A 24489-nucleotide genomic window follows, 5' to 3' on the forward strand; every position below is an offset into this window, starting at 1 on the left:
GGGGCGCGTTTCCGTCGCGCCAGTTGCCGCGTCGATGGCGCTGCCACTCCTCGTCTGGCCCGACCCCCCCGGCCTCCCGCGCCGGCCGCGGTGGCGCCGCGACCGGCCCGGGAGGTCCGGCGGTTCGGGTCTCGGATCAGGTCCCATGGGTCTGTGAGCCCGGGCGGGACGCACCCGCCCGGAAATCTGGTCAGCCGCCGATGATGACCCGGCGAACCTCGGACCAACGGGCGGGGTCGGTCACCCGGCGCCCGTCCACCAGCACCGTCACGCCGGGCAGGTCCTGCTGGCCGAGCGTACGGTACTCGACATGGTCGGCCTGCACGACCGCCGCGGTGACCCGCTGGCCGTCGTATGCCGGCAGTCCCAGCGCGGTCAGCTCCTCCGCGGTGTACATCGGGTCCGAGACGTACGGCTTTGCACCCCGGGCCCGCAGCTCCTCCACGGTGGGGAAGACGCCGGAGAAGGCCGTCTCCTTGACCCCACCCCGGTACGCGGCGCCGAGCACCAGCACCTCGACGTCGGTCAGGTCGCCGTACGCGGCGGCGAGCAGGTCCACGGCGTACCGCGGCATGGCCGCGTTGGCCTCGCGGGCGGACCGGACGACCGTGGCCGCCGGGTCGTTCCACAGGTACATGCGGGGGTACACCGGAATGCAGTGCCCGCCGACCGCGATGCCCGGCTGGTGGATGTGGCTGTACGGCTGAGTGTTGCAGGCCTCGATGACCTTGGTCACGTCGACGCCCACCGTGTCGGCGAACCGCGCGAACTGGTTCGCCAGGCCGATGTTGACGTCCCGGTAGGTCGTCTCGGCGAGCTTGGCCAGCTCGGACGCCTCGGCGGAGCCCAGGTCCCAGACGCCGTTCGGGCGGTTCAGGTCGGCCCGCTCATCGAAGTCCAGCACCGCCTCGTAGAAGCGCACGCCGTGCGCGGCCGACGCCTCGTCGATGCCGCCGACCAGCTTCGGGTAGCGGCGCAGATCGGCGAAGACCCGCCCGGTGAGCACCCGCTCCGGGCTGAAGACCAGGTGGAAGTCCTTGCCGGCGGTGAGCCCGGAGCCCTCCTCCAGCATCGGCGCCCAGCGGTTGCGGGTGGTGCCGACCGGCAGCGTGGTCTCGTAGCTGACCAGGGTGCCCGGCTTCAGGCCGGCGGCGATCGCCCGGGTGGCGTCGTCCATCCAGCCGAAGTCCGGCACGCCCTCCCCGTCGACGAACAGCGGCACGACCACGACGACCGCCTCGGACTCGGCGACCGCCGCGGCGGTGTCGGTGGTGGCGCTGAGCAGCCCGGCGGAGACCACCTCCTTGAGCTTGGTGTCCAAGTCGGTCTCGCCGGGGAACGGCACCGCGCCGTCGTTGACCAGCTGTACGACCCGCTCGGAGACGTCCGCCCCGATCACCCGGTGCCCCTTCGACGCGAACTGCACGGCGAGCGGCAGTCCGATCTTCCCGAGGGCGACGACGCAGATGTTCATGACTGCTACTTTCCTCCTAGTGGAAACCTGCGCCGCAGGCGGGCCATCAGCCGGCGCGGCGTCACAGGTGCTACGGCGATCACGAGCTGACCCTTGTGGTTCGCGGTGGTGGTGATGACGTGCAGACGGGGGCCGCGACGCACAAGCGTACGCTGCGGCACGGGCCGCGCCGGGCCGCGCAGGGCGGCCCCGCCGGTGGTGCCGAAGGCCTCGACCTCGGCCCGGATGAGCCGCAGTTCGCCGCCGGGGGCGATGCCGGCCAGCAATCCCGCCAGGGGGATCCGGGCCCGCACGGTGGTGCCGGTGCCGTCGGAGTCGACGGCGATGGTGACGCCGGGCGTGTCCCCCGCGCAGAGCCGGATCACGGGGGCGAGCCGCGGCAGGTCCGGGCGCGGGCTGCGGGCCGTGACGGCCAGCGCGCGGTTTCCCTCGAACGCCACGGAGATCGTGTCGAGCCGCGCAATCCAGTCCGCCACCGTGTCGGTGATCTCGAACCAGCGGTCCGACATGCCGAGCCGGTCGTCGCGGAAGCCGGGATAGCCGGCGTACCAGCGGTCGCCGTCGACCAACGCCGGAGGGATGCCCTCCTCGGCGTCCTGTCGGATCACCGCGAGCAGGTCGTCCAGCCCGCCGTGCCAGGCGGCGCCGAGCCGCACCCGGGACTCGATCGGCAGCCGGTCCCGGATGTCATCGGTCAGGTAGCGCTCGGCCAGATTCCGCACTCCGACGCGGATCCGCTCCTGGACGTTCCGGTCCAGCCGCAGGAAGTCGTTCTCCAGGAGCTTGGCGACCTCCCAGGTGAAGTGCCGCAGCAGCACCACGTCGCGGCGCTTCCCCGGCTCGATCAGGCCGGCCACGAACTCGATGATCGACTCGGCGCAGCGCAGCCGCTCCAGATGCCGGCTCTTATAGGTGATGTTGCGGGCGTTCAGCCGCCGGACCGCGTAGTAGTAGTCGTAGTCGGCCAGCACCGAGATGCGGCTGGCTCGGACGCACGCCTCGATGGTGAAGGGCTGGTCGCTGCCCACCGGCATGTCCTCCGGGTAGCGCAGGGCGTACCGTTCGATCAGCTCGCGCCGGAACAGCTTGGTGTTCGACAGGGACCAGGGCAGCGCCGAGTCGAAGAGGTCCACGTCGACCGCGTTTTCGGCGAAGATCGCCTGGTGGATGTAGCGGCTGTTCACCCCCACCGTCCGGCCGAGCACCACGTCCGAGCCGTACCGGTCGGCGGCGGTGACGAGCCGCTCCAGCGCCTCCGGGCCGAGATGGTCGTCCGAGCCGATGAAGAAGACGTAGCGGCCGGTGGCCTGGTCGAGGGCCCGGTTGCTGGGAGCCGCGGGACCACCGGAGTTGGGCTGGTGCAGCACCTTGACCGTGCCCGGGTGAAGCCGGGCGAAACGGTCCAACTCCCGCCCGCTGCCATCGGTGGACCCGTCGTCCACGGCGATGACCTCCAGGCGGTCCGGACCGATGGTCTGCTCCACGAGCGAGGTCAGGCACCTGGTCAGGTACGGCATGGTGTTGTAGACGGCGGTGATGACAGTGACGTCGGGTGTGGTCACGTGTTCGCTCCCACCGACGGCTGCACCTCGCTCGTCGCACGCGGGTCCCCGATCCTGACGGCCGCTGGCCGCTCGGGCAGCAGGCGCGTGTAGACCTCGTCCATCACCGCCGCCTGCGCCGACCACGTCCAGCTTTCCAGCAGACCGGGCTGGTCGTAGGCGGCCCGGTACCGTGCCGGATCGGCAAGCACCGCGCGGACCGCCCGGACGTGGTCGGCCACGTCCTCGGCGCGGAACACCTCTCCCTGGCCCGTCGAGCGGACCGTGTCCGCCATCGTCCGCACGTCGCTGACCACCAGCGGCAAGCGGGCGTGCGAGTACTCGAAGAACTTGGTGATCAACGCGATCTCGTGGTTGGGCCAGTGCTGGATCGGGATGACCCCGACGTCGGCGGCGGACAGGAACCGGACCACCTGCCAGTGCGGCACGTACGGCAGGACGTGCAGCCGGTCGGCGACGCCGAGCTCGGCGGCCCGGGCGCGAAGACCCACCACGTACGGTGAATCGGGCTTGTTGACAACCAGGGCGACGTGCGCGCCGGGCAGCTCGGGCAGCGCCTCGACCATGATCCCCAGTCCACGCTTCGGCGCGGCGACCCCGCTGTAGACCAGCAGCGGCATCTCCGGACCGATCCCGCAGCGCTCGCGCAGGCCCGGCGCGTCGTCCTCGGCGCCGGCCGGCGGCGGACCGAGGTCGGGGGCGTTCAGCACCACCGCCGGGTCCTCGCTGAGCCCGTGCTCTCGGCGCAGCAGCTCGGCCAGGCCCGCCGAGACGGTCATCACCGCGTCGGCGTACGGGGCGTACTCGCGCTCGTGCGCCCGGTGGGCGGGCAGCCAGCGGGCGTTGTCCTTCCAGGGCTGCACGCCGGGAAGGAACTCGTGGGCGTCCCAGACCAGCTTGACCTTGCGCCCCTGTGCGGCGGCACGGATCTTGGCCCGGGCGCCCACACCGAGCATCCGGAAGTCATTGGCGTGGATCAGGTCAGGCCGCAGCTCGTCGAGCACCGGCCCGAAGGCCAGCTCGTAGTCCCACAGGCCGGGCTCCAGCCGCCGCCAGGCACCGTCGCCCTTGACCAGCTGCCAGAACCGGGTGTACGCGAGGTCCCAGGGGTTGCGGAACTTGCGCCCCTTGCGGGCGCGGGTGAGCTGCCAGTACCGGAAGGAGACCCACTTCCCGGTGAGCCCGGCGGCCAGCTCCTCGGCGCGCAGCCACCGACGACGCAGCTCCAGATGGGGGGTCCTGGGAGCGGCCACGGCGAGCTGGGCGGCCCGTACGGCGAGGTCGGCCCGCCACGCCCTGACCGACTGGGCCCGGTGCGCCGCGATGCCGCTCGGCGGATAGGCCAGCGGCCAGCGCAGCCAGGCTCGCCGGAACTCGTGCCGGCGCCGGGCGAGCGGGTCGGGCATCGGCAGCAGCCGCACCCGAGCCTGCCCGAGGAGCCACTCACGTGGCTCGGTCACCGGCGACCGACCGAGCAGGATCACCTCCCAGCCAGCCTCGGCCGCGGACCGGGCGGCCTTCTGCACCCGCGAGTCACCGTTGACGGCGTTGTCCACCAGCATGACGACCCGACCACGGGCGGTCGCGCCGTCGGCGCCGTCGAACCTCATGATGCGTCTTCGCCTCTCCCGTCGGGGGACCCGACTCCTGCCGCAGGACCTCGGCGAGTGTACGGCAACCACCGATGTGACGAGCCGGGCGTCGGACGAGATGGCGGTAACGGGTCGTAAAGGTCCGACCGGCCGGCCGGTACTATTGCTCGGTGTCCGTCACCCCGCAGGCCGCCGTGGCGGCTTCGGCCCCCGCCACGCCCCCGCCGACCGACGCCGCCCGACCCGGCCGGCAGTACTCACTCGACGTGCTCCGGATGCTCGCCATCTGCGGTGTGGTGGCGATCCACACCGTCGGCGCGGTGGTGGCCCACGACGAACTGCGGGGAACGCTCCAGTGGTGGCTCGCCGCCGGCGTCGACATCGGGGCGACCTGGACCGTGCCCCTCTTCGTAATGATCAGTGGTGCGCTCACCCTCTCCCCCCGCGCGCATGCCGACGGCCCCGGCGCCTTCTACCGAAGGCGGTTCACCCGGATCCTGCCCGCACTGGTCGTGTGGCATGTGATCTACCTGGTGGTGGCGCGGGTCGGGCTGCGGGGCGAACGGCTCACCATCGAGGGGCTCGCCGTGCTGCTGATCGACGCACGGGTCTTCACCGCCCTGTACTTCCTGTGGCTGATCGCCGGGCTGTACGTGATCGCGCCGGTGCTCGTCGCGTTCCTGCGCGACGGCGGCCAGCGTCGCGCGCTGATCCTCTCGGCCGTCGCGCTCGGGTTCACCCTGGTCGCCTTCGTGGTGTCGGCGGTCGCCACCCGGCTGGGAGTGTCCCGTCCGATCCACCTGGGCGCGTTGACGATGTGGTGGCCGTACGTGGGCTACTTCGTCGCCGGGTGGGCGCTGCGGACGGTCCGGCTCGGGCCGCGGGCCACGGCGCTGGCGTCGGTCGCCGCCCTGGTCCTGCTGATCGAGGCAGTGTGGCAGTGGGGCACCCGGGCGGAGCGACCCCTGTTGCAGATCCTGATGCCGATCGGCTACCTGGGCGCGAGCGTCGCCCTGGCGACCATCTGCATCTTCCTGGTCGGGGTGAGCCTCGGCGCCCGGCACACCCCGTCCCCCGGCGCCGCCCGATGGGTGGTCCGGCTCTCCGAGGCGTCCTTCGGGGTGTTCCTTGTACACCTGCTGGTCTTCGAGCTGCTCCGGTACGTCCTGCCGGCGGTCCGGTCCGCTGAGTCCCTGCCGGTGATGCTCGGCACGTTCGTCGTGGTGCTGGTCACCTCCTTCGCCATCTCTCTCGGCGCAGCCCGCATCCCCTACGTCCGAGCCGTCTTCTGAGGAGTTGCCATGTCGGGGGGTGCGACGCCGTGACCCTGTTGTCAGCTGAAGACAACGCTGCCTACTGGAACCGGCGGCACCTCACGGAAGGCGACCTGCGCTCCGGCGGCGACATGTCGTACGACGAGGGCACGAACCGGATGTTCTACGTCCTGCGGCTGGGGCTGCTGCTCGACATCATCGGGCACAACGCCGATCCGGTGGCCCCGCTGCAGCTGCTCGACGCGGGCTGCGGAAAGGGCTGGTTCAGCCGGCAGTTGGCCCGCTTCGGCCACCAGGTCGACGGCATCGACGCCAGCGAAAGCGCCATCGCGCACTGCCGGGCGCAGGGCGGCCCGGCCCGGTTTCACCTCGCCGCGCTGTCGGCGTGGCGCAGCCCGTGGTTCTACGACGTGGTCCTGGCTGTGGACGTCCTCTTCCACGTCCTCGACGATGACGAATGGGAGGCCTCGGTCCGCAACCTCGCCTCGCTGGTGGGACTGGGCGGACGGCTCGTACTCAGCGACTGGGGCGAGCCCGGCGACCGGGTCTTCGGCGACTACCAGGTCGTCCGCGGCACCGACCGCTACCTGGCGATGCTGCGGGAATGCGGACTGCGGGCCGAAGGCTGGCGGCCGTACGCATTCCGGCAGAACCCCATCGGCTTCCACGTCTTCGTCCGGGAACACTGAGAGGGACACGATGCGCCTGCCCGAGGTCCTGGCCCTGCACCTCTCCGGCGTGCGGGAGGTCGTCGACGCCAGCCGCGAGGGGGTGGACCTCGCCGGGCGGTACCACCTCCCCGCTGACGTACGCCACCGACGGTGCGCCATCGCGGACGCCGGCGCGCTGGTCGGCACTCCGGACCGGCTCCTCGTCGGGCTCCTCGGACCGAAGCCCTCGGTGCATCTGAACCCACGAGAGGTGGCTGAGGCACTGACGGCGGCCGCACCCGGCACCCGCGCGGTCCTGCTGCTCGCCTGGCCTGTCGACCAACTGCCCGCGCACCTGCTCGTCGGACCGCTGGTGGCGGCCCGGTGCCAGATCGTGGACGCGATCCCGCTGAGCACCGCCGGGATCCGCGGGGTGTCCGCCGCCCTCATCGCGCAACGCGTCGACCGTCCGCTTCCGCCGCGCGGTCACCTGGTGGACATGACCGTGGAAAGGCGTGCCGCCCACCCGCTGCCGGAACCGGTCGACGAGCTGCGCACGATGCTGCGCATGGCCAACGAGCACCAGCTCACCGGCCTCGTCACCCGGTCGGTACGCCGGCGGCTGCAGGCTCTCGAGGACGAGGTCGAACAGCAACGGCGGGTGATCGCCGAACGGGACGACCGGCTGGCCGCGCTCGAGGGCGAGCTCGCCGCGCTGCGCGGCGGCGAAGCGCCGGGGACGGGACAGCCGCCGGCCGGCGAGCCCTCGGAGGGATTCTTCGGCCCCGCCGGGCGCCCCAAGTAAGGTGTCCAGAGTCCGGTGTCTGGCGCCAGGGGCCGGCCACCGCCGCCCGTGCCGGGGCATCGCGCTCCATCAACCGGTCGCAGCAGGTCACGAGAAACGGGAGAACATGCCGTGAAGGTAGTCAGTGTCGTCGGTGCCCGCCCGCAGCTGGTGAAGCTCGCGCCGATCGCCGCCGCGTTCCGGGGCACCCGGCACCAGCACGTCATCGTGCACACCGGTCAGCACTACGACGCGGACCTGTCCGACGTCTTTTTCTCCGGCCTGGGCATTCCCGATCCGGATGTGCACCTCGGCGTCGGCTCGGGCAGCCACGGCGTCCAGACCGGGGGCGTGCTGACCGCCATCGACCCAGTGCTGGCCGAGGAGAATCCCGACTGGGTGCTGGTGTACGGCGACACGAACTCGACGCTGGCCGGAGCGCTGTCCGCGGTGAAGCAGCATCTTCGGGTGGCCCACCTGGAGGCGGGACTCCGCTCGTTCAACCGCCGCATGCCCGAGGAGCACAACCGGGTGCTCACCGACCACGCGGCCGATCTGCTTCTCGCGCCGACCGAGGAGGCGATGCGCCACCTTGCGGCGGAGGGGCTGGCCGCTCGCGCGGTGCTGGCCGGGGACGTGATGGTCGACGTCTGCCTGCGCATCCGGGACGAGGTCCTCGCCGGCAGGCAGCCCGATGTGGCGCTGCCCGAGGGCATCGACCCGGCGGGGCCGTACCTGCTGGCCACGCTGCACCGGGCGGAGAACACCGACGACCCGCAGCGGTTGGCGGCCCTGCTCGGGGCGCTGGCCGCCGCTCCCCTTCCGGTCGCCCTGCTGGCCCACCCCCGGTTGGTGGCCCGGGCCGAGGCCTACGGCCTGAAGCTCGACCAGGGCGCGATCCGGTCCGGCCGGCCACTGGGCTACGCCGGTATGATCAGCGCCGTGCTGGGCTCGGTCGGGGTGGTGACCGACTCCGGTGGCCTGCAGAAGGAGGCGTACCTGCTCGGCCGTCCCGGCACCACGCTGCGCGGTGAGACGGAGTGGGTGGAGACGCTCGACGGCGACTGGAACCGGCTGGTCCCCGATCCGCACCTGATGGACGCCGCGGCCTGGGCAGCGACGGTGATCCGTCCCGCCCCCGACGCCCCGCGCGGCACCCCCTACGGCGACGGGCGCGCCGCGGAGCGTGTCCTTCAGCTGCTCGAACAGCACCTGTGAGCGGGACACAGCCGGAACGAACGGGAGGACAGCCGGTGTCTGGACCGGTGGACGTGGCGATCGTGACGCCGTGGTATCCAAGCCGGCAGCGCCCCTTTCTCGGGGCCTTCGTGCAGGCGATGGTCGAGGCGACGGCCCCTCGGCACCAGCGGGCACGGCTGTACCACTGCGAGGAGTGGGGCCATCGGCTCCCGCCGGAGACCAGTGCCGCCGTCGACCGCGGCTACCGCGAACTGATCCCGCACACCGTGCATCCCGGACGCACCGTGGGCGGGGCCGAACTGGTCCATCTTCCGGTACCGCTGCCGGTCACCACCGACTACGCGGCCATCGCCCGACGGCACGAGGAGACCCTGCGTAGCGTCCTCGGCGGTCGACCAATCGACTCGCCCGTGGTGCACGCCCACGTCGGTCTGCCCGGCGGGTGGGCGGCGCTGCACAACGCGCGGCCGGACGCCCGGGTGTTCGTCACCGAACACGCCACCTTCCTCGACCTCGTCCTGGCCCAGCCGGAGGCCCGCGCGATGTACGAGGAGCTGTTGCAGCGGTGCGCCGGCCTCTACGCGGTCGGCGAGGCCGTCCGGCGCCCGCTGGTCGAGGCATTTCCCCAGCACGCCGACCGCGTCGGCTATCTGCCCAACCCCATCTCGTTCGACCAGCACCGTCCGGCGCCGGTCACCGGACTGCTTCGCTGGCTCTTCGTCGGTGGCCTGATCCCGCGCAAGGGGGTCCGCTGGCTGTTGGAGGCATTCGCCGCCTGCCGGGCGCGGGACCCCGAGCTGACCCTCACCTTCGTCGGTGAGGGCGAGCTGCGTGGTCCGCTGCAGCAGCGCGCGGCGGAACTCGGCGTCGGCGACGCGATCACCTTCACCGGAGCGGTGCCGCCGGCCCGTGCTCTGGAGCTGATGCGCGAGCACGACCTGCTGGTGCACCCCAGCCGGTTCGAGACGTTCGGGATGACCGTGGTCGAGGCGGTGGCCGCCGGCCTGCCGGTGCTGGTGACTCGCTGCGGTGGTCCCGAGGAGACCCTCGCCGGGGTGGAGGACGCGGTCGCCGAGCTCGTCGAGGTGGAGGAGGGTGCCGACGCCCTGATCGCCGGCTACTGGCGGCTGCGCGAGCGGTTCGACCGGCTCGACGTCGCGGGCGCTCAGCGTGCGCTCGCCGACCGGTACAGCTATCCCGCCGTGGCGGACGCCCACGACCGGGTGTGGTTCGGCGAAGAGCCGGTGGCCGGCGCGGTGCAGGTCGAAGGGACAGGACGATGACTGAGCGGGTGCTGATCCTCGCCCTCGGCGCCACCCGGAAACGGGCCGTGGTGGAGGACGCCGCCGAGGTGGTGGCGGGCGGCGGCAGCGTCACGGTGCTGATCTCGTCGGCCGCCGACTGGCGGCGCGAGCGCTTTGCACCGGGGGTACGGGTGGTGGACCTGGCCGCGCTGGAGGGGCGGCGGTTTGCGCTGCGCGCCGAGCGTGCGGTGCTGTTCCGCGCCCCCGGGCGGGCCTTCCGCGTGATCGGGCGGGGCCCGCTGAGCGGCTGGGCGAAGCGGGCCGGCCGGGCGTACGAGCGGCGCATCGCGGAGAGGGTGCACCGACGCCTCTTCCAGCCCGTGTACCACCGGATGCGCCGGAGCGACCTGCCGCAGCGACTGGCCGATCAGGTGGTCGCCGAGGTCGCGGCCGACCTGCTCGTGGTCAGTGACCCGGCGTCGATTCCACTGGCCGCGCGGATCGTCCGGCAGGCCCCGGTCGCGCCGCGGGTCGGCTACGGGCTTCCCTACCTCGCCACGGGCGCCTGAACCGTACGGCGGCCGAAAGAGCGACCGGCCGGTGTCCCCGTCGGGGCACCGGCCGGTCGCTGTCTGGACCCGGGACCGGTCAGGACTGGCCGAGGAACTCCTCGAACCCACGGGCGGTACGCCGACCGTCGTGCACCCGGCGAACGTAGTCCACCGCGCGACGGCCGAGTTCGGCCGTGCCGTCCCGGTCGTCGAGGAGGCCCTCCAGCACCGGCCGGAGGGTCTTGGCGGTGGCGTTGACGATCGGCGGCCGCTCACCGACGGTCTGCTCCACGCTCGGCGCGAGGTACGCCACGACCGGCTTCCCGGCGGCCATCGCCTCCACCGCGAACGTGCCGTAGCTGCCCGTGGTGATCTGGTCGACCACGATGTCCGCGCCCTTGACCATCTCCGCCATCTCGGCCCACGGGACGCCCTCGGCGAGCCGCAGTTCGATGGCGCCGGCGTCGTGCAGGCTGTTCAGCACCGGCAGGATGCGGTCCGTGCCCTTGGTCCACCGCTTCGACGGGCCGTGCAGAACCACGGGACGGGACCGCTGCATCACCGGCTCATCGCAGGTCCACGCCTTGACGTCGACCACCAGCGGCGCCCACGTGGCCCACGGGAGGTCGTCGAGCAGGTCCGGGGTGGTGACGAAGAGCGGCAGACCCGACTCCTCCGCCACTCGCCGGTTGCGCTCGGCACGGGCGGTGAACCGCTCGACGTACCCGGCGGGCGCGTCGAAGAAGAGCGAGTCCTCGTGCCGCTCCATGTGCCGCAGCGGGTGCCGGACCTCGCTGCCGTGGGCGAGCAGGCCCACCTTGATCTTGGCTCTGTGCAGCGCCGGCAGGTCGAACTCGATGTTGTCGCCGTTGAGCGAACCGAAGATCGGCATGAACGCGTCCACCACGAGGTGGGTGTACCGGCCGACCACCCGGTGCAGCTGTTCGACCTGCACGTCCAGATCGTGCAGCAGTCGCTCCGGGTCGAGGTACACGTCGGCCGGGTAGACCAGCGTCGGCGAGGTCTTCCGCATCAGGACCTCGGCCGAGACGTCCGGGTTGTCGCGGCAGATGGCCTGGGCGAAGGCGGCCGCCTGTCCGGCGTAGTTGGCTGGACCGAGGCCGAGCCGCACCCGCGTCACGTCCAGCTTCCGCCACGTGGGCAGGGCGGTCGGCGGAGCCGAGGTGTCGACGGTCGCCGCCGCGGTGACCGGTCGCTCGTCCACCGCCCACGACACGTCGGCACGCCCCTCGGCCGGCGGCGCGACCGGGGAGATCTTCCGGTAGAGCTCCACCAGCCCGGCGGACTGCTCTTCCCACGAAAGGTCGTGCAGGATCGGCTCGGTGATGTTGCCAACCAGCTCGGAGCGGTGCGCGAAAGCGTGCCTGACTGCGGCGGCGAAGCTCACCGGGTCGTCGGCGGTGAACACCGCGCCGACCTTGTGCTCGTTGACGTACGCGCCGAGCGTCTTGACGTTGCTGGCGACCACCGGCATACCGGCGTGCAGGTACTCGGCCAGCTTGGTGGGCAGGGAGATCTCGTAGTTGATGGTCCGCTGCGAGCAGATCAGCCCCAGGTCCGCAGTGGACAGGTAGTCCGGGACCGCGTGCTGCGGCACGTAGGGCACCACGTGGATCCGGTCCCGCACACCAAGTGCCTGCGCCCGTTCCAGCAGCAGCTCCCGCTCGGGGCTGTTACGCCCGGAGACGATGGCCAGGTGGAACTCGGGCAGCTCCGGCAGGGCGGTGACCGCCGTGCCGAGCCCGCGTTCCGCAGCCAGCCACCCGGAGTAGACCAGCAACGGCACCTCGGGCGCCAGTCCGCAGGCCTGCCGCACCGACGGCGGGTTGGGGCTGACGCCGATGGTCTCCCGGATCGGCGTGTTCCGCACGACCAGGGGGGTCTCGGGCAGGTGGAAGTCCTTGCGGAGCAGCTCGGCGATCTCCGGGGACACGGTGACCACCGCGTCGGCGAGGTTGATGAACTCCTTCTCGTACGCGATGTACGCGCTGCCCTGCAGCGGGGTGGGCCAGTCAACGCCGCTGACGTACTCGTGCGCGTCGTAGAGCCACGCCACCTTCTCGCCCCGCGCTCGCATCCGGGCGACGCTCAGCGCTGCGGTGCCGATCATCGTGATGTCGTTGGCGTGGATCACATCCGGCTTGAGCTCCTCGATCACCGGCCCGAAGGCGAGGTCGAGGTCAAGGAGGAAGGGGTAGTCGCGGCGCCAGTTGCCGGTCGGCGCGGGGGTGTGCCGCTGCTCCCACTGGAACGCCCGCACTCGGAACTGGTGCACCGCTCGGCTGGCCCGGACCACCGCGCCCAGCGCCCTGCTCGCCGGTTGTGCGACCGGACCGATCGCCCGGGGCCGGTGCTGTTCGTCGCGGAGCCAGCCGATCCGGGCGGTCGTCTGGCGCACCCACGCCTGGTGGGCCGCCCGTCGGCGAGCCAGGCTGCTCTTGTCGGCGATGCCGAACTGGGTGAGCTTCCGTCGGATCGGGTGGCCCTTCGCGCGCTCGCGCATATGGCTACCGACGGGCAGCCGCACGACCTCCACGGGGCCCATCATCGAGCGCTGAGGACGGACCCGTCCCCCGGCACCGATGAGAGTCACGTCCCAACCGGCACGTGCGGCGGCGAGCGCGGTCTTCTGCACGCGGGAGTCGCCGGTGATGCCGTTTCCGACGATCACCGCCAGCCGGGGCCGACGGGCGGGAGCTTCCATTCCATGTCCTCCAGAGGGTGGTGGGGCTCAGTCAGTGCGAGCCGCGCGGTGGACCGCCCTCCGGCCGTCCACCGCGCTGCCCGGATCGTCAGGAAGCCGCCGGTACGGCCGGGACGTCGCGCGACGACACGTCGACCGTGCTGCCGTCCGCCGCGGAGCCCAGCAGCGCCGCCGCGACCTGGACCGTCCGCAGACCCTGCCGGAGGGTCACGATGTCGCTCTCCTTGCCATCGACCGCGTCCCGGAAGCGCTCGTGCTCCACCAGCAGCGGCTCCCGCTTCGGAATGGCGTACCGCACCATGTCGCCCTCGGCCACCCCGCGGAACGCGCGCAGCGCCTCCCACTCGGTGTCGATGGCCCCGTTGGCGTAGAAGGTCAGGTCGGCGGTCAGGGTGTCGGCGACGAAACAGCCCCGGTCACCGGTGATCACCGTCGACCGCTCCTTCAGCGGGCTCAGCCAGTTGACCAGGTGGTTCACCATCGTGCCGTCGGAGAGCTGACCCACGGCGGCGACCATGTCCTCGTGCAGCCGGCCGCTGCGCGACACCGTCCGGGCGGACACCGACACGTACTCCTGGCCGGTGACCCAGCTCGTCAGGTCGATGTCGTGGGTGGCCAGGTCCATGACCACGCCGACGTCGGCGATGCGGTGCGGGAACGGACCCTGCCGCCGGGTGACCACCTGGAACACCTCGCCCAGCTCCCCCGCCTCCAGGCGGAGGCGCAGGTTCTGCAGGGCCGGGTTGTACCGCTCGATGTGGCCGACCCCGGCCACCAGGCCGGCGGTCTCGAACGCCTCGACGAGCCGGCTGGCCGCCTCCACCGACTGGGCCAGCGGCTTCTCGATCAGCGCGCAGACGCCGTTGCGGGCCAGCTCCAGGCCGATCTGCTCGTGCAGCGCGGTCGGGCAGGCCACCACCGCGTAGTCGATGCCCATGGCGAGCAGCTCGCCCAGGTCGGGCACCACCGGCGCGCGCAGCGTGCCGGTGACGTCACCGGCCGGGTCGACGATGCCGACCAGCTCGACGCCGTCCAGGCCGGACAGGACCCGGGCGTGGTTGCGGCCCATGGCGCCGAGGCCGATCAGGCCGGCGCGCAGCTTGCGTCCCGCGCTCATCGGGCACCCCCGGCGAGGTTCGCACCCTCGGCGATCCGCTCGAGGTCGGCCGGGCTCAGCGCCGGGTGCACCGGCAGCGAGATCACCTCGGCGGCGGCCCGCTCGGTCTCCGGCAGGTCCCACGGGCCCGGCTTGCCGTCCTCGTTCAGGTACGGCTTGAGCCGGTGGATCGGGGTCGGGTAGTAGACCGCGTTGCCAATGCCCAGCTCGGTCAGCCGCTTCTGGGCGGCGTCCCGGTTGCCCTGGGTCCGGACCGTGTACTGGTGGTAAACGTGCTTCGCGTTGTCGGCCACCGGCGGGGTCACCATGCCGGTGATCTTCGAGTCGAGGAACTTGGCGTTGGCCCGGCGCTGCTCGGTCCACTCCGGCAGCTGGCGCAGCTGCACCCGACCGATGGCCGCGGCCACGTCGGTCATCCGCATGTTGGCGCCGACGATCTCGTTGGCGTACCGCTGCTCCATGCCCTGGTTGCGCAGCAGGCGCAGGGTCCGGGCGAGTTCGGGGTCGGCGGTGGTGACCATGCCGCCCTCGAGGGAGTGCATGTTCTTGGTCGGGTAGAAGCTGAAGCAACCCGCGGTGCCGAACGAGCCCACCGGCTGGCCGTTCAGCGCGGCGCTGTGCGCCTGGGCGGCGTCCTCGACCACGGCGAGACCGTGCCGCTCGGCGATCTGCATGATCCGGTCCATCGCGGCCGGGTGGCCGTAGAGGTGCACCGGCATGATCGCCACGGTGCGCGGGGTGACCGCGGCGGCGACCGCCTCCGGGTCGACGCAGAAGCTGTCGGGCTCGATGTCGACGAAGACTGGCTCGGCGCCCACCAGGCGGACGGCGTTCGCGCTGGCCGCGAAGGAGAACGAGGGGACGATGATCTCGTCACCGGGGCCGAAACCGAGCGCCATCAGGGTCAGCTGGAGCGCCGAGGTGCCGGAGTTCACCGCGACGCAGTGCCGGCCGGCAACGAGCTCGCCGAACTCCTCCTCGAACGCCTTGACCTCAGGCCCCTGCACCACCAGGCCGCTGCGCAGCACCCGGACAGCCGCCTCGATCTCGGCCTCACCGATTACCGGCCGGGCTGGGGGGATGAATTCTGCGTTCAGCCCAGACATGGGCTTCCTCCTGTCGACAGGGAGCTCGTTCGGGACGCGATGCTAGCCGGTCTGGTGGAGACCGGAATGGGGGGTACGGGAGCGGTCATGATCCGATCGGGTCGATACTCACGGTCATGGGGGATGGGTGAACGTCCGGGTCTGTCCGGACTGCCGGTTGGCATGCTACCTCCAGTGCGGTGGCGACAACGGTCGCCAGTCGGGGCACGTCCGCCGCGGACAGGGGCGCCCGGGAGACGGCGAGTCGCCAGTAGAGCGGGCCGACGATGAGATCGACCACCAGGTCCAGATCGGCGTCGGGGCCGAGCTCACCACGCTTGATCGCCCGGCCGATGAGCTGGCCGCCGATGTCGCGCTGGTTGGCCCGCAGGGCCTGTTCGAGGGTCTGCGCGATGCGCGGATTGCGGGCGGCCTCGGCGAGCAGGTCGGGAATGATCTGCGCCGCCAGCGGGTGCCGCAGCGCCCGGGACATGATCAGGAACAGCATCTCCAGGTCGCCCCGGAGCTCGCCGGTGTCCGGCAAGGGCAGGCTCTGCCCCGCGGCCGCCGAGACGATCTCGAGGACGAGTTCCAGCTTCGAGCTCCAGCGCCGGTAGATGGCGGTCTTGCTCACCCCGGCCCGGCGGGCCACCGCCTCGATCGAGAGCCTTCCGTACCCGACCGCGGCGAGTTCCTGCATGACGGCGCCGCGGATGGCGGTGGTGATGTCACCACGCAGCACCGCCGCTCCCGCGGGAGCACGCCTCTTCTCGGTCGTCACGTGGAACAATGTACCGCAGCGACGGTACGGTTGCGTCCCGACGTGTTTTGAACTACCGTCCACGCAGCGACGGAGCGACGGCCCCCACCGCGCGGCCACGCCCTCTACCGTCGAGGATCTTTTTCCAGCCCTAGAGATCGGAGCGCCTACCCATGGCCAACACGGCGGTGGCCAACGCCGACTCAGGACTCACCCGGGCGCAGCTTGCCACCCGGTACGGCCTGACCGTCGCCGGCGCGAGGCCGACCCTGGCCGCGTACGTCCGGCAGGTGTGGTTCTACCGGCACTTCATCGCGACGTACGCCAACGCCAAGGCCGTCTCCGCGTTCAGTGAGGCCCGCCTGGGCCAACTGTGGCAGGTGCTGACCCCGCTGACCAACGCGGCGGTCTACTACCTGATCTTCGGGATGATCCTGAACACGCGGTCCGGTGTGCCCAACTTCATCGCGTACCTCTGCGTGGGCGTCTTCGTCTTCAACTTCGGGCAGACCGCGGCTCTCGGCGGCACCGGGGCCATCACCGGCAACCTCGGACTGATCCGGGCGCTGCACTTCCCCCGCGCGAGCCTGCCGCTGGCGGTGACCGTCACCCAGTTCCGGAACCTGCTCTACGCGATGGGCGTCCTCGTGGTGATCGTGCTGGCCACCGGCGAGCCGATCAACCTCGAATGGCTGCTGGTGATCCCGGCGATGGCGCTCATGGCGATCTTCAACGCTGGTTTGGCGCTGGTGCTGGCCCGCCTCGGCTCCAAGCTGACCGACATGAAGCAGATCATGCCGTTCGTCATGCGTACCTGGATGTACGGCTCCGGGGTGCTCTACAGCGTGGACAAGTTCGCCCAGAATATGCCGGCGGCGCTGGCCTCGCTGGTGCACGCCAACCCGCTGCTGATCTACATCGAACTGGTCAGGCACGCGCTGCTGGAAGAAACGCCGCTGACCTCGCCCGCACCGGAGCTTTGGCTGATGGCGGTCGTCTGGGCGGTCGTGATGAGCGTCGGCGGATTCGTCTACTTTTGGCGCGGCGAACAGGAGTACGGTCGTGGCTGAGCTGAACGTGCCGGTCAACGCCGCCACCACGGCGGGCGGCGAGCCGATCCCCACGGTGATCGTCGATGACGCACACCTCGTGTACCGGATCTACGGCGCCGGCTCGGGCGTTGCCGGCTCCCCGGCGAGCGCGCTGCGGCGGATCGTCACCCGTGAGCCCCAGAAGCCGACCCTGCGGGAGGTGCACGCCGTCAAGGGCGTCAGCTTCACGGCGTACCGGGGAGAGGCCATCGGCCTGATCGGCAGCAACGGCTCCGGCAAGTCGACCCTGCTGCGCGCCATCGCCGGGCTGATGCCGGTCAACCGGGGCGCGATATACACCCAGGGGCAGCCCTCCCTGCTCGGCGTCAACGCCGCGCTGCTCGGTGACCTCTCCGGCGAGCGCAACGTCGTGCTCGGCTGCCTGGCCATGGGCATGAGCCGGGAGCAGGCCCGCAAGGCCACCTCCGAGATCCTCGCCTTCTCCGGCATCAACGAGCGCGACGACTTCGCCTCGCTGCCGATGCGGACGTACTCGTCCGGCATGCAGGCCCGGCTGCGCTTCTCCATCTCGGCGGCCAAGAAGCACGACGTGCTCCTCATCGACGAGGCGCTCGCCACCGGCGACTCGCGGTTCCGGCGTCGCAGCGAGCAGCGCATCCGAGAGCTGCGCGCGGACGCGGGTACCGTGTTCCTTGTCAGCCACTCGATCAGTTCGATCCGGGACACCTGCGAGCGGTCGATCTGGCTGGAGTCGGGGGTCATCCGGGCTGACGGGCCCACCGACGAGGTGACCAAGACGTACGAAAACTACATGGCCAGCCGGTGAGCCCGGCGGTCGGACCCGACGGCCGGAGTCCTCAGCGGGCCTGAGGCGACGCCGGCCGTCGGGCCGGCGTCTTTCAGGAGCCATGGCAACAGCTCGTGGATCAGTGAGGATCGCAAAGATGCAGGAGCGCGTCCCGGTGCCGGAGACCGCCGCGCAGGGCAGCGCGCCGTGGCGGCCGTCACGGACCATCGCCGTCGTGCTCGCCGGGGGTACCGGGACGCGCCTCGGGCTGGGCATCCCGAAGCAGCTGATCAAGATCGCCGGCAAGCCGATCATCGAGCACACCCTGGCCGTCTTCGAGGCCGCGCCGGAGATCGACGAGATCATCGTGCTGATGGCCGCGGGCCACGTCGCCGACGCGCAGCGGATCGTGGCCGACGCCGGGTTCCGCAAGGTCAGCCAGGTGATCGAGGGCGGCGACACCCGAAACGCCACCACCCGGATCGCGCTGGACGCGATCGGCGAGGGCGACGTCAACATCCTCTTCCACGACGCGGTCCGCCCACTGGTCAGCGCCCGGATCGTGCGGGAGTGCGTGAACGCGCTCTGGACCTACTCGGCGGTCGACGTGGCCATCCCGTCGGCCGACACGATCATCCAGGTCGACGAGGACGACTGCATCACCGACATCCCGGTCCGCGCCACCCTGCGGCGCGGGCAGACCCCGCAGGCCTTCCGGTCCGGCACCATCCGCGAGGCGTACCGGCGGGCCGAGGGCGACCCGGACTTCGCCGCCACCGACGACTGCGGCGTGGTGCTGCGCTACCTGCCCGGCACGCCGATCAAGGTGATCGACGGCTCGGACGAGAACATCAAGGTCACCCACCCGGTCGACGTGCACCTGGCGGACAAGCTCTTCCAGCTCGCCGCCGCGCAGGCGCCCCGGCTGACCGACCACCGCAGCTACACCGAGGAGCTGACCGGCCGGACCATCGTGGTCTTCGGTGGCAGCTACGGCATCGGCCACGACCTCGCCGAGCTGGCCCGCCGCTACGGCGCCCAGGTCTTCCCGTTCAGCCGCTCCACCACCGGCACCCACGTCGAGCGGGCCGAGGACGTGGCGGCCGCGCTGAAGACCGCCTTCGAGGCCACCGGCCGGATCGACCACGTGGTGGTCACCGCCGGCATCCTGGAAAAGGGCGCCCTGGCCGAGATGGACGAGGAGACGATGGACCGGCTCCTGCACGTCAACTTTGTCGGCCCCGTCACGATCGCCCGGCAGTCGCTGCCGTACCTCCAGCAGACCAAGGGTCAGCTGCTGCTCTACACCTCCAGCTCGTACACCCGTGGCCGGGCCCGGTACGCGCTCTACTCGGCCACCAAGGCCGCCCTGGTCAACCTGACCCAGGCGCTCGCCGACGAGTGGGCGGAGTTCGGCGTACGGGTCAACTGCGTCAACCCGGAGCGCACCGCGACCCCGATGCGCACGAAGGCCTTCGGCGAGGAGCCGGAGCACACCCTGCTCTCCTCCGAGGCGGTCGCCCAGGCGTCGCTGGACGTGCTGATCTCCGAGCTGACCGGCCAGGTCATCGACGTCCGCCGGGCGCCCGGCGAGCAGGTCGCGGCGGTACCCGCCCAGCCGGGCGCGCACCCGTCCGAGCAGCTCCCCGCCGACGTCGACGCCTGACCACCCGATCAGCGGAACGGACGACCGACATGCGTGGTGACCTGGTCCGGAAGCTGCTCGCCCGAGTGCTGACCACCGGGCTGGCGGTGCTGGCGTTCCTCGTCGTGGCGCTCACCGGGGCGACGGGGTGGGGGCTGGCGATCGCGGTGGCCGCCCTCGCGGCCGCCGCGGTGGAACGCCGGATCCGGCCGGGCGCCGACGGAGTCGCCGAGTCGGTCCTGGTCGCCGCCGGCATCCTGGTCGGGTACGCCCGCCGGCTCGACGACGGCTTCGACCCGACGCTGGCCGCCACCGCGCTGGTCCTGCTCGGCCTGGTCCTGGTGGCCGGGCCGCTGCGCGCCGCGGGCGCCCTGGAGATCCGCGCCGCCAACCTGCCGGTGCGCACCTGGACGCCGCTGGTCGCGGAACGGCTCGGCGACGCGCTGCTGGTGCTGCTCGGGCTCGTCGCGGTCGCCGCCGGTGCCGCCCTGCCCGCCTGGGTGCCGCTGGTGGCCGCCCTGCTGGTCGGGGCCGGCTGCGCGGCGGTCGGCCTGGACCTCGCCCGACGGCGGTTCCGGCCGCCGGCCGGCGGCGGTCCGGTGGGCCGGGCGCTGCGCCGCCACCAACCCGAGTTCGTGCTCTACTTCTCCGCCCCGCCCGGGTCGGAGTACCAGGTCACCATGTGGCTGCCCTACCTGGAACGGATCGGCCGGCCGTTCCTGGTGCTGCTGCGCGAGCCGGAGTTCCTGCCGACCATCGCGGCCGCCACCAGCGCCCCGGTCGTCTTCTGCCCGACGCTCAAGGCGATGGACGAGGCGCTGGTGCCGAGCCTGCGGGCGGCGTTCTACGTCAACCACGGCGCGAAGAACAGCCACTGCATCCGGTTCTCCCAGCTCACCCACGTCCAGCTGCACCACGGCGACAGCGACAAGGCCCCCAGCGCCAACCCCGTCTCGGCGATCTTCGACCGGATCTTCGTGGCCGGGCCGGCCGCGATCGACCGGTACGCCCGGGCCGGCGTGGAGATCCCCGCGGAGAAGTTCGTCGTGGTCGGCCGCCCTCAGGTCGAGGCGATCGAGGTGCGCCGGGAGCCGGCGCGCCACCTGACCGCCCCGACGGTGCTCTACACCCCGACCTGGACCGGGCACCACGCCGACGCCAACTACTGCTCGCTGCCGGTGGCCGAGACGGTGATCCGCCGGCTGCTCGACCGCGGCGCCACGGTGATCCTGCGGGCCCACCCGTACACCTCGCAGAACCCGACCTCGGCCCGGCAGCTCGCCCGGCTGACGGAGCTGCTCGCCGCGGACCAGGCGAAGACCGGCCGGGCGCACCTGTGGGGCGCGGCGGCCGCCCGCGAGCTGACCCTGACCGAGTGCGTCAACCGCTCCGACGCGCTGGTCTCGGACGTCTCCGGGGTCATCTCGGACTACCTCTACTCCGGCAAGCCGTACGCGGTCACCGACATGGGCGTCGACGGCGAGCACTTCGTCGAGCGGTTCCCGCTGGCCGGCTCCGGTTACGTGCTGCGCCGGGACATGTCCAACGTGGACGAGGTGTTGACCCGGCTGCTCGACACCGACCCGAAGGCGGCCGACCGTTGGGCCACCCGGAGCCGCTACCTCGGCGACTTCCCGGCTGACTCGTACGCCGAGGCGTTCCTCGACGCCGCCCGCCGGCAGCTCGAACCGGACTGGAACCCGCCGGCGCCCCGGGCTGCCGACGCCGGTGCGCCCCTGTCCCCCAGCGCCTGACCAACCTCCGCCGGGAGGCGGGCGTCAGTGGAACGGGTCGAGGAGGGCGAGGACGGTCTCCGGGTCCTCCACGTGGGCGTTGTGCCCGAGACCGGGCAGGGTGGCCACCGGGACGCCGAACTCCTTGAGCTGGGCGTCGGTCACCATCGGATCCTGCTCCCCGCGGGCCAGCAGCACCGGCACGTCGGTCGCCGCGAGCAGGGCCGGCAGCCGCGGCTCCCCCACCCCGAACGCGGCCGGGTCCATCGCCAGCCGCCAGCGGCCGTCCTCCCGGCGCAGTCCGGCGTCGACCACCGGGTGGTCCGGCGCGAAGAGGCCGGCGAGGCCGGAGACCCGCAGGTACCGGCGGGCCGCCTCGTCCCGGCTGGCGAACCAGGTGACCGGCCGCTCGGCCAACTCCCGGGCCTTCTCCAGCTCGGCGGGAGACCAGACCGCCTTGATGCCGAGCCCGACCACCGCGTCGACGGGCAGGCCGAGGTGCCGTGCGGCCAGCGCCAGCGCCACCACCCCGCCGAGCGAGTGCCCGAGCACCACGAGCCGGTCCCGCGGCCCCAGCCGGTCGGCGACCGGCCCCAGGCCCGCCACCACCCGCCGGGCCAGTGCCGCGAAGGTGTACGCCGGCAGCGGCGGCGACCAACCGTGTCCGGCCAGGTCGGGGGCGAGCCAACGCCCCGCCCACCGGCGCTCCAGCAGCGGCGCCCAGGGCAACCACACCTCGCCGGTGGCGCCCAGGCCGTGCAGCAGCAACAGCTGGCGGGTACCCGTCTCGTCGGCCATACGGCGCAGTGTGCCACCGGTCGGACGCGACGCGCGAGAGCCAGCGGCGGGCCGTACGGTCGGCATACGACGTCGGGCACCGGCTCCAGGAGCCGGTGCCCGACGGGTGACGCGGAGTGGATCAGGCGGAGTAGCCGCGGGTGGCCATCCAGTTCGCCAGGTCGATGGTGGTGATCCAGTACTCCGGCAGCGCCGGGTTCGCCGAGTCGGCGATCCGCACGGTCCGGCCGTCGTTCTTGTAGCCGACCACCGCGATGTAGTGGCCGCCCGGGAAGGAGTGCCAGCCGCCGTCGGTGTCGGTGGCGTCGCCCGCGACGTTGGCGACGACGCCCCGCCCGTCGGTGATCGCCTTCACGACGTCGGCCTGCAGCTGGTCCATCTGTGCGGGGGTGGCCGCACCCGGGATCATATGCGTCCGGTACGGGTTGCCCTTGACCATCTGGTTCAGCCCTCGGGTGGTGTCCTCGGCCGAGTTGGTGCCATTCTCGGTGGTGCCGAGCGGGCCGGCCATCTCGTCCTGGGTCCGCTCGATGCCGGCCGCGCTCAGCGCGTTCCGCACCGCGGCGGGGCCGCAGTTGTAGAAGTAGAGCTGCGCCTCGTAGTTGTAGTCCAGGACCTTGGTCGACGGCGGCTTCGGCGCCGCCTTCCGGGTCAGGTCGGGGTTCGGCTTCGCCGAGGTCGTCGACGCCGACGGCTTGGGGCTGGACGACGTCGACGGGGCGGCGGCGATCCGCTCCTGGCTGCGGGTGGCCACGTCGCCGAGACGCGGGGCCAGCTCAGAGACGGCGGCGGTGGTCTCCTGGCGGACGGGCGCGTCGTCGGTGTTGGCGAGCAGGGCGCCGGTGCCGGAGGCCAGCACGAGCGCGGCGGCGGAGCCGGCGACGATCTGGTACGGGCGCTCGGTCGCGAGGCGCCGCAACTGCCGCTTCAGGGTGTGCTTCACGTTGGTCCTCCACGGGGGGCGGGAGCGGCGCACGCCGGACCGACGCGCGGAGGAACTCACGCGCGACGAGGGATCGTGGGCGGTGCGACCGCGGGAACGGGGGCGCCCGGTCAACCGGGCGGCAGGGCGGATGCCGGAATCAGCGCGCCGGTGAGGCGGGCGACGGCACCGCGGCGCCGTGGAGGCGGGGGGACGAACGGGGGATGGGATCTGGCTCCACGAGGATGGGAACTCCTTCCGACACCGCCTACCGGGTTAGCTGACGGATTCGGGCGGGAAGATCGCCCTACCGCGGGCCGTGGCTCGCGGATTCACCCCGGACGTGCACTGGGTCCCCGGTTCGTGACATCACGATTGAGCGGGTCGGCGCGGCGTCGCCTCTTGCGATCGGAAACCGCACCGGACGCGCTGACACTACCGGCGGGTATCCGCCCTGCCAAGCGGCCCCACCTGCTTAAACCTCGGTCACCATTACTCTGACCGGAACAGCCCGTCACTGACGTCACTCAATGGGACATGCAGTTATGACGGAACCATCGGGCGAAATTCGGACATCGGGTGGCGAGTGGCCCGGAAATTGCGGGGGTCGATCGCCGGAACCGGCCCGGATGACCGTTTCCCGATTCGCGTGACGAGGCTCACCGAATTCAGGTCACAATTCAGCCAACCCGCGCCGGCCGCCAGCGCGCCGGGCGGGCCGGGGCGGTGGCGACCACCACCGGGGCGAGGGTCTGGGTGACCGCCTCCGCACGGCGTACCGGGACCGGTCCGGGGCGCACCGCCGCCGCGGCGGCGTACGCCTCCACGGCCAGCGCACGGGCCGCCTCGGCGGCCAGCTCCGCGTCCCGCCAGGCCCGCTGCTCCCGCTCGGCCGCCGTGCGGTAGCCGGCCAGCCGGCCGTCGCGTACCACCCGGGCCAGGACGATCTCCTGCTCCGCCGGGTGCCGGCGCGGGTCCCACCCGTTGCGGTGCGCGAGGACGTCGGCGAGCTGCCGCGCCGACAGCTCACCCCGCCAGTGCGCCGCCATCGCGGCGTGGCGCAGCCACCGCTCCCGGGCGGCGTACTCCGCCGGGGTCCGCGGGGTACGCGGCGCGGGCAGCACGGCGGCGCCGGCGAGCCGACGGGCGACGCTCTCCGCCTCGTCGTACGCCCGCCAGGCCCGGTCGGCCTCGTCCTGGGCCCGCAGCCACTGCTCCCGCCGTCGACGCGCGGTCTGCGCCGCCCCGGCCGCGGCCACCGCCACCTCGTCGGCGTACCGGCGCAGGTCGGCGAGGCGGGCCGCCTCCTCGGCGGCCGGGTCGGGGACCGGCTCGGCGTCGGACGGGGTCTCCCGCTCGGGGCGGGCGACCAGCGCGGCGAGCAGGGCCAGGGCGAGCAGGACCAGGGCCGACCAGATGGCGGCGGCCTGCGGGACCTCGATCAGGAACTGGTAGAGCACGGTCTGCATGATCGGCACCTCACGGGAGCGATGTGGCGGAGGAGAGGTCCGCACGCCCCGGCGCGGCGGGGCGC

The 24489-nt window shown here is 72.2% G+C and carries 20 protein-coding genes and 1 riboswitch; of the genes, 10 read left to right on the forward strand and 10 right to left on the reverse strand.

The window, feature by feature from the left end; all coding sequences use genetic code 11:
- Positions 1-190 precede the first annotated feature (190 nt).
- Genes GA0070613_RS29620 through GA0070613_RS29630 form a run of 3 tightly spaced genes read right to left on the reverse strand, consistent with a single transcriptional unit; the run spans position 191 to position 4598 of the window.
- Positions 191-1474: a nucleotide sugar dehydrogenase gene (locus GA0070613_RS29620; protein ID WP_089015289.1), complete on the reverse strand. Its 1284-nt coding sequence runs from the start codon at positions 1472-1474 to the stop codon at positions 191-193.
- Between the two features lie 5 nt (positions 1475-1479).
- On the reverse strand, positions 1480-3036 hold the full coding sequence (locus tag GA0070613_RS29625; protein WP_089015290.1) for a glycosyltransferase family 2 protein: 1557 nt from the start codon (positions 3034-3036) through the stop codon (positions 1480-1482).
- Positions 3033-4598 (reverse strand): glycosyltransferase family 4 protein, encoded by a 1566-nt coding sequence (locus GA0070613_RS29630; protein ID WP_089016277.1) that lies wholly within the window; start codon positions 4596-4598, stop codon positions 3033-3035. The genes GA0070613_RS29625 and GA0070613_RS29630 overlap by 4 nt, the downstream gene beginning before the upstream one ends.
- 200 nt (positions 4599-4798) lie before the next feature.
- Between GA0070613_RS29630 and GA0070613_RS29635 the strand changes: the two genes are divergently transcribed.
- From GA0070613_RS29635 to GA0070613_RS29660, 6 genes are all read left to right on the forward strand, one after another.
- On the forward strand, positions 4799-5920 hold the full coding sequence (locus GA0070613_RS29635; protein WP_089015291.1) for an acyltransferase: 1122 nt from the start codon (positions 4799-4801) through the stop codon (positions 5918-5920).
- A gap of 29 nt (positions 5921-5949) precedes the next feature.
- Positions 5950-6591 (forward strand): class I SAM-dependent methyltransferase, encoded by a 642-nt coding sequence (locus GA0070613_RS29640; RefSeq protein ID WP_089015292.1) that lies wholly within the window; start codon positions 5950-5952, stop codon positions 6589-6591.
- Positions 6592-6601: 10 nt separating this feature from the next.
- Positions 6602-7357: a hypothetical protein gene (locus GA0070613_RS29645; protein ID WP_089015293.1), complete on the forward strand. Its 756-nt coding sequence runs from the start codon at positions 6602-6604 to the stop codon at positions 7355-7357.
- Between the two features lie 111 nt (positions 7358-7468).
- Positions 7469-8554, forward strand: a complete 1086-nt coding sequence (gene wecB, locus GA0070613_RS29650) for a non-hydrolyzing UDP-N-acetylglucosamine 2-epimerase (protein WP_089015294.1) — start codon at positions 7469-7471, stop codon at positions 8552-8554.
- Between the two features lie 35 nt (positions 8555-8589).
- Positions 8590-9819, forward strand: coding sequence for a glycosyltransferase (locus GA0070613_RS29655; RefSeq protein WP_231929560.1), 1230 nt, complete (start codon positions 8590-8592; stop codon positions 9817-9819).
- On the forward strand, positions 9816-10349 hold the full coding sequence (locus GA0070613_RS29660; protein ID WP_157746566.1) for a hypothetical protein: 534 nt from the start codon (positions 9816-9818) through the stop codon (positions 10347-10349). Before GA0070613_RS29655 ends, GA0070613_RS29660 begins: the two co-directional genes overlap by 4 nt.
- Before the next feature lie 79 nt (positions 10350-10428).
- Here GA0070613_RS29660 and GA0070613_RS29665 read toward each other — a convergent pair whose 3' ends face one another.
- The 4 genes from GA0070613_RS29665 to GA0070613_RS29680 form a co-directional block, all read right to left on the reverse strand.
- Entirely contained in the window at positions 10429-13056 is a 2628-nt protein-coding gene (locus GA0070613_RS29665) for a glycosyltransferase family 4 protein (protein WP_089015296.1), read from the reverse strand.
- A gap of 88 nt (positions 13057-13144) precedes the next feature.
- Entirely contained in the window at positions 13145-14173 is a 1029-nt protein-coding gene (locus GA0070613_RS29670) for a Gfo/Idh/MocA family protein (RefSeq protein ID WP_089015297.1), read from the reverse strand.
- Positions 14170-15279: a DegT/DnrJ/EryC1/StrS family aminotransferase gene (locus GA0070613_RS29675; RefSeq protein WP_089015298.1), complete on the reverse strand. Its 1110-nt coding sequence runs from the start codon at positions 15277-15279 to the stop codon at positions 14170-14172. Before GA0070613_RS29675 ends, GA0070613_RS29670 begins: the two co-directional genes overlap by 4 nt.
- A gap of 85 nt (positions 15280-15364) precedes the next feature.
- Entirely contained in the window at positions 15365-16000 is a 636-nt protein-coding gene (locus tag GA0070613_RS29680; protein WP_172876038.1) for a TetR/AcrR family transcriptional regulator, read from the reverse strand.
- Positions 16001-16191: 191 nt separating this feature from the next.
- On the opposite strand from GA0070613_RS29680, the gene GA0070613_RS29685 reads away from it, so the two are divergent.
- The 4 genes from GA0070613_RS29685 (at position 16192) to GA0070613_RS29700 (ending at position 21256) form a co-directional block, all read left to right on the forward strand.
- Positions 16192-17088, forward strand: coding sequence for an ABC transporter permease (locus tag GA0070613_RS29685; RefSeq protein ID WP_089015299.1), 897 nt, complete (start codon positions 16192-16194; stop codon positions 17086-17088).
- A complete protein-coding gene (locus GA0070613_RS29690) occupies positions 17081-17896 on the forward strand; it encodes an ABC transporter ATP-binding protein (protein WP_089015300.1) in 816 nt (271 codons plus the stop codon). The genes GA0070613_RS29685 and GA0070613_RS29690 overlap by 8 nt, the downstream gene beginning before the upstream one ends.
- 118 nt (positions 17897-18014) lie before the next feature.
- Entirely contained in the window at positions 18015-19523 is a 1509-nt protein-coding gene (locus tag GA0070613_RS29695; protein ID WP_089015301.1) for a bifunctional cytidylyltransferase/SDR family oxidoreductase, read from the forward strand.
- Between the two features lie 29 nt (positions 19524-19552).
- On the forward strand, positions 19553-21256 hold the full coding sequence (locus GA0070613_RS29700; protein ID WP_089015302.1) for a CDP-glycerol glycerophosphotransferase family protein: 1704 nt from the start codon (positions 19553-19555) through the stop codon (positions 21254-21256).
- Positions 21257-21280: 24 nt separating this feature from the next.
- On the opposite strand, the gene GA0070613_RS29705 is transcribed toward GA0070613_RS29700, so the two are convergent.
- The 3 genes from GA0070613_RS29705 to GA0070613_RS29715 form a co-directional block, all read right to left on the reverse strand.
- Positions 21281-22033, reverse strand: a complete 753-nt coding sequence (locus tag GA0070613_RS29705) for an alpha/beta fold hydrolase (RefSeq protein WP_089015303.1) — start codon at positions 22031-22033, stop codon at positions 21281-21283.
- A 121-nt stretch (positions 22034-22154) separates the two neighbouring features.
- Positions 22155-22976, reverse strand: coding sequence for a C39 family peptidase (locus GA0070613_RS29710; protein WP_089015304.1), 822 nt, complete (start codon positions 22974-22976; stop codon positions 22155-22157).
- A 229-nt stretch (positions 22977-23205) separates the two neighbouring features.
- Positions 23206-23347, reverse strand: a riboswitch (cyclic di-AMP (ydaO/yuaA leader).
- Between the two features lie 288 nt (positions 23348-23635).
- The gene (locus tag GA0070613_RS29715; RefSeq protein ID WP_089016280.1) at positions 23636-24427 is read right to left on the reverse strand and encodes a hypothetical protein; all 792 of its coding nucleotides are present in this window, start codon (positions 24425-24427) and stop codon (positions 23636-23638) included.
- Positions 24428-24489: the final 62 nt, after the last annotated feature.

The sequence above is a fragment of the Micromonospora inositola genome (assembly GCF_900090285.1).
Classification (GTDB): Bacteria; Actinomycetota; Actinomycetes; order Mycobacteriales; family Micromonosporaceae; genus Micromonospora; species Micromonospora inositola.

What these genes read in the sequence shown, in the direction of transcription:
- GA0070613_RS29675 (WP_089015298.1), bottom strand. Translation starts at nt 15,279, where the DNA reads ATGTCTGGGCTGAACGCAGAATTCATCCCCCCAGCCCGGCCGGTAATC.
- GA0070613_RS29670 (WP_089015297.1), bottom strand. Translation starts at nt 14,173, where the DNA reads ATGAGCGCGGGACGCAAGCTGCGCGCCGGCCTGATCGGCCTCGGCGCC.
- GA0070613_RS29630 (WP_089016277.1), bottom strand. Translation starts at nt 4,598, where the DNA reads ATGCTGGTGGACAACGCCGTCAACGGTGACTCGCGGGTGCAGAAGGCC.
- GA0070613_RS29660 (WP_157746566.1), top strand. Translation starts at nt 9,816, where the DNA reads ATGACTGAGCGGGTGCTGATCCTCGCCCTCGGCGCCACCCGGAAACGG.
- GA0070613_RS29685 (WP_089015299.1), top strand. Translation starts at nt 16,192, where the DNA reads ATGGCCAACACGGCGGTGGCCAACGCCGACTCAGGACTCACCCGGGCG.
- GA0070613_RS29700 (WP_089015302.1), top strand. Translation starts at nt 19,553, where the DNA reads ATGCGTGGTGACCTGGTCCGGAAGCTGCTCGCCCGAGTGCTGACCACC.
- GA0070613_RS29620 (WP_089015289.1), bottom strand. Translation starts at nt 1,474, where the DNA reads ATGAACATCTGCGTCGTCGCCCTCGGGAAGATCGGACTGCCGCTCGCC.
- GA0070613_RS29665 (WP_089015296.1), bottom strand. Translation starts at nt 13,056, where the DNA reads ATGGAAGCTCCCGCCCGTCGGCCCCGGCTGGCGGTGATCGTCGGAAAC.
- GA0070613_RS29645 (WP_089015293.1), top strand. Translation starts at nt 6,602, where the DNA reads ATGCGCCTGCCCGAGGTCCTGGCCCTGCACCTCTCCGGCGTGCGGGAG.
- GA0070613_RS29695 (WP_089015301.1), top strand. Translation starts at nt 18,015, where the DNA reads ATGCAGGAGCGCGTCCCGGTGCCGGAGACCGCCGCGCAGGGCAGCGCG.
- GA0070613_RS29705 (WP_089015303.1), bottom strand. Translation starts at nt 22,033, where the DNA reads ATGGCCGACGAGACGGGTACCCGCCAGCTGTTGCTGCTGCACGGCCTG.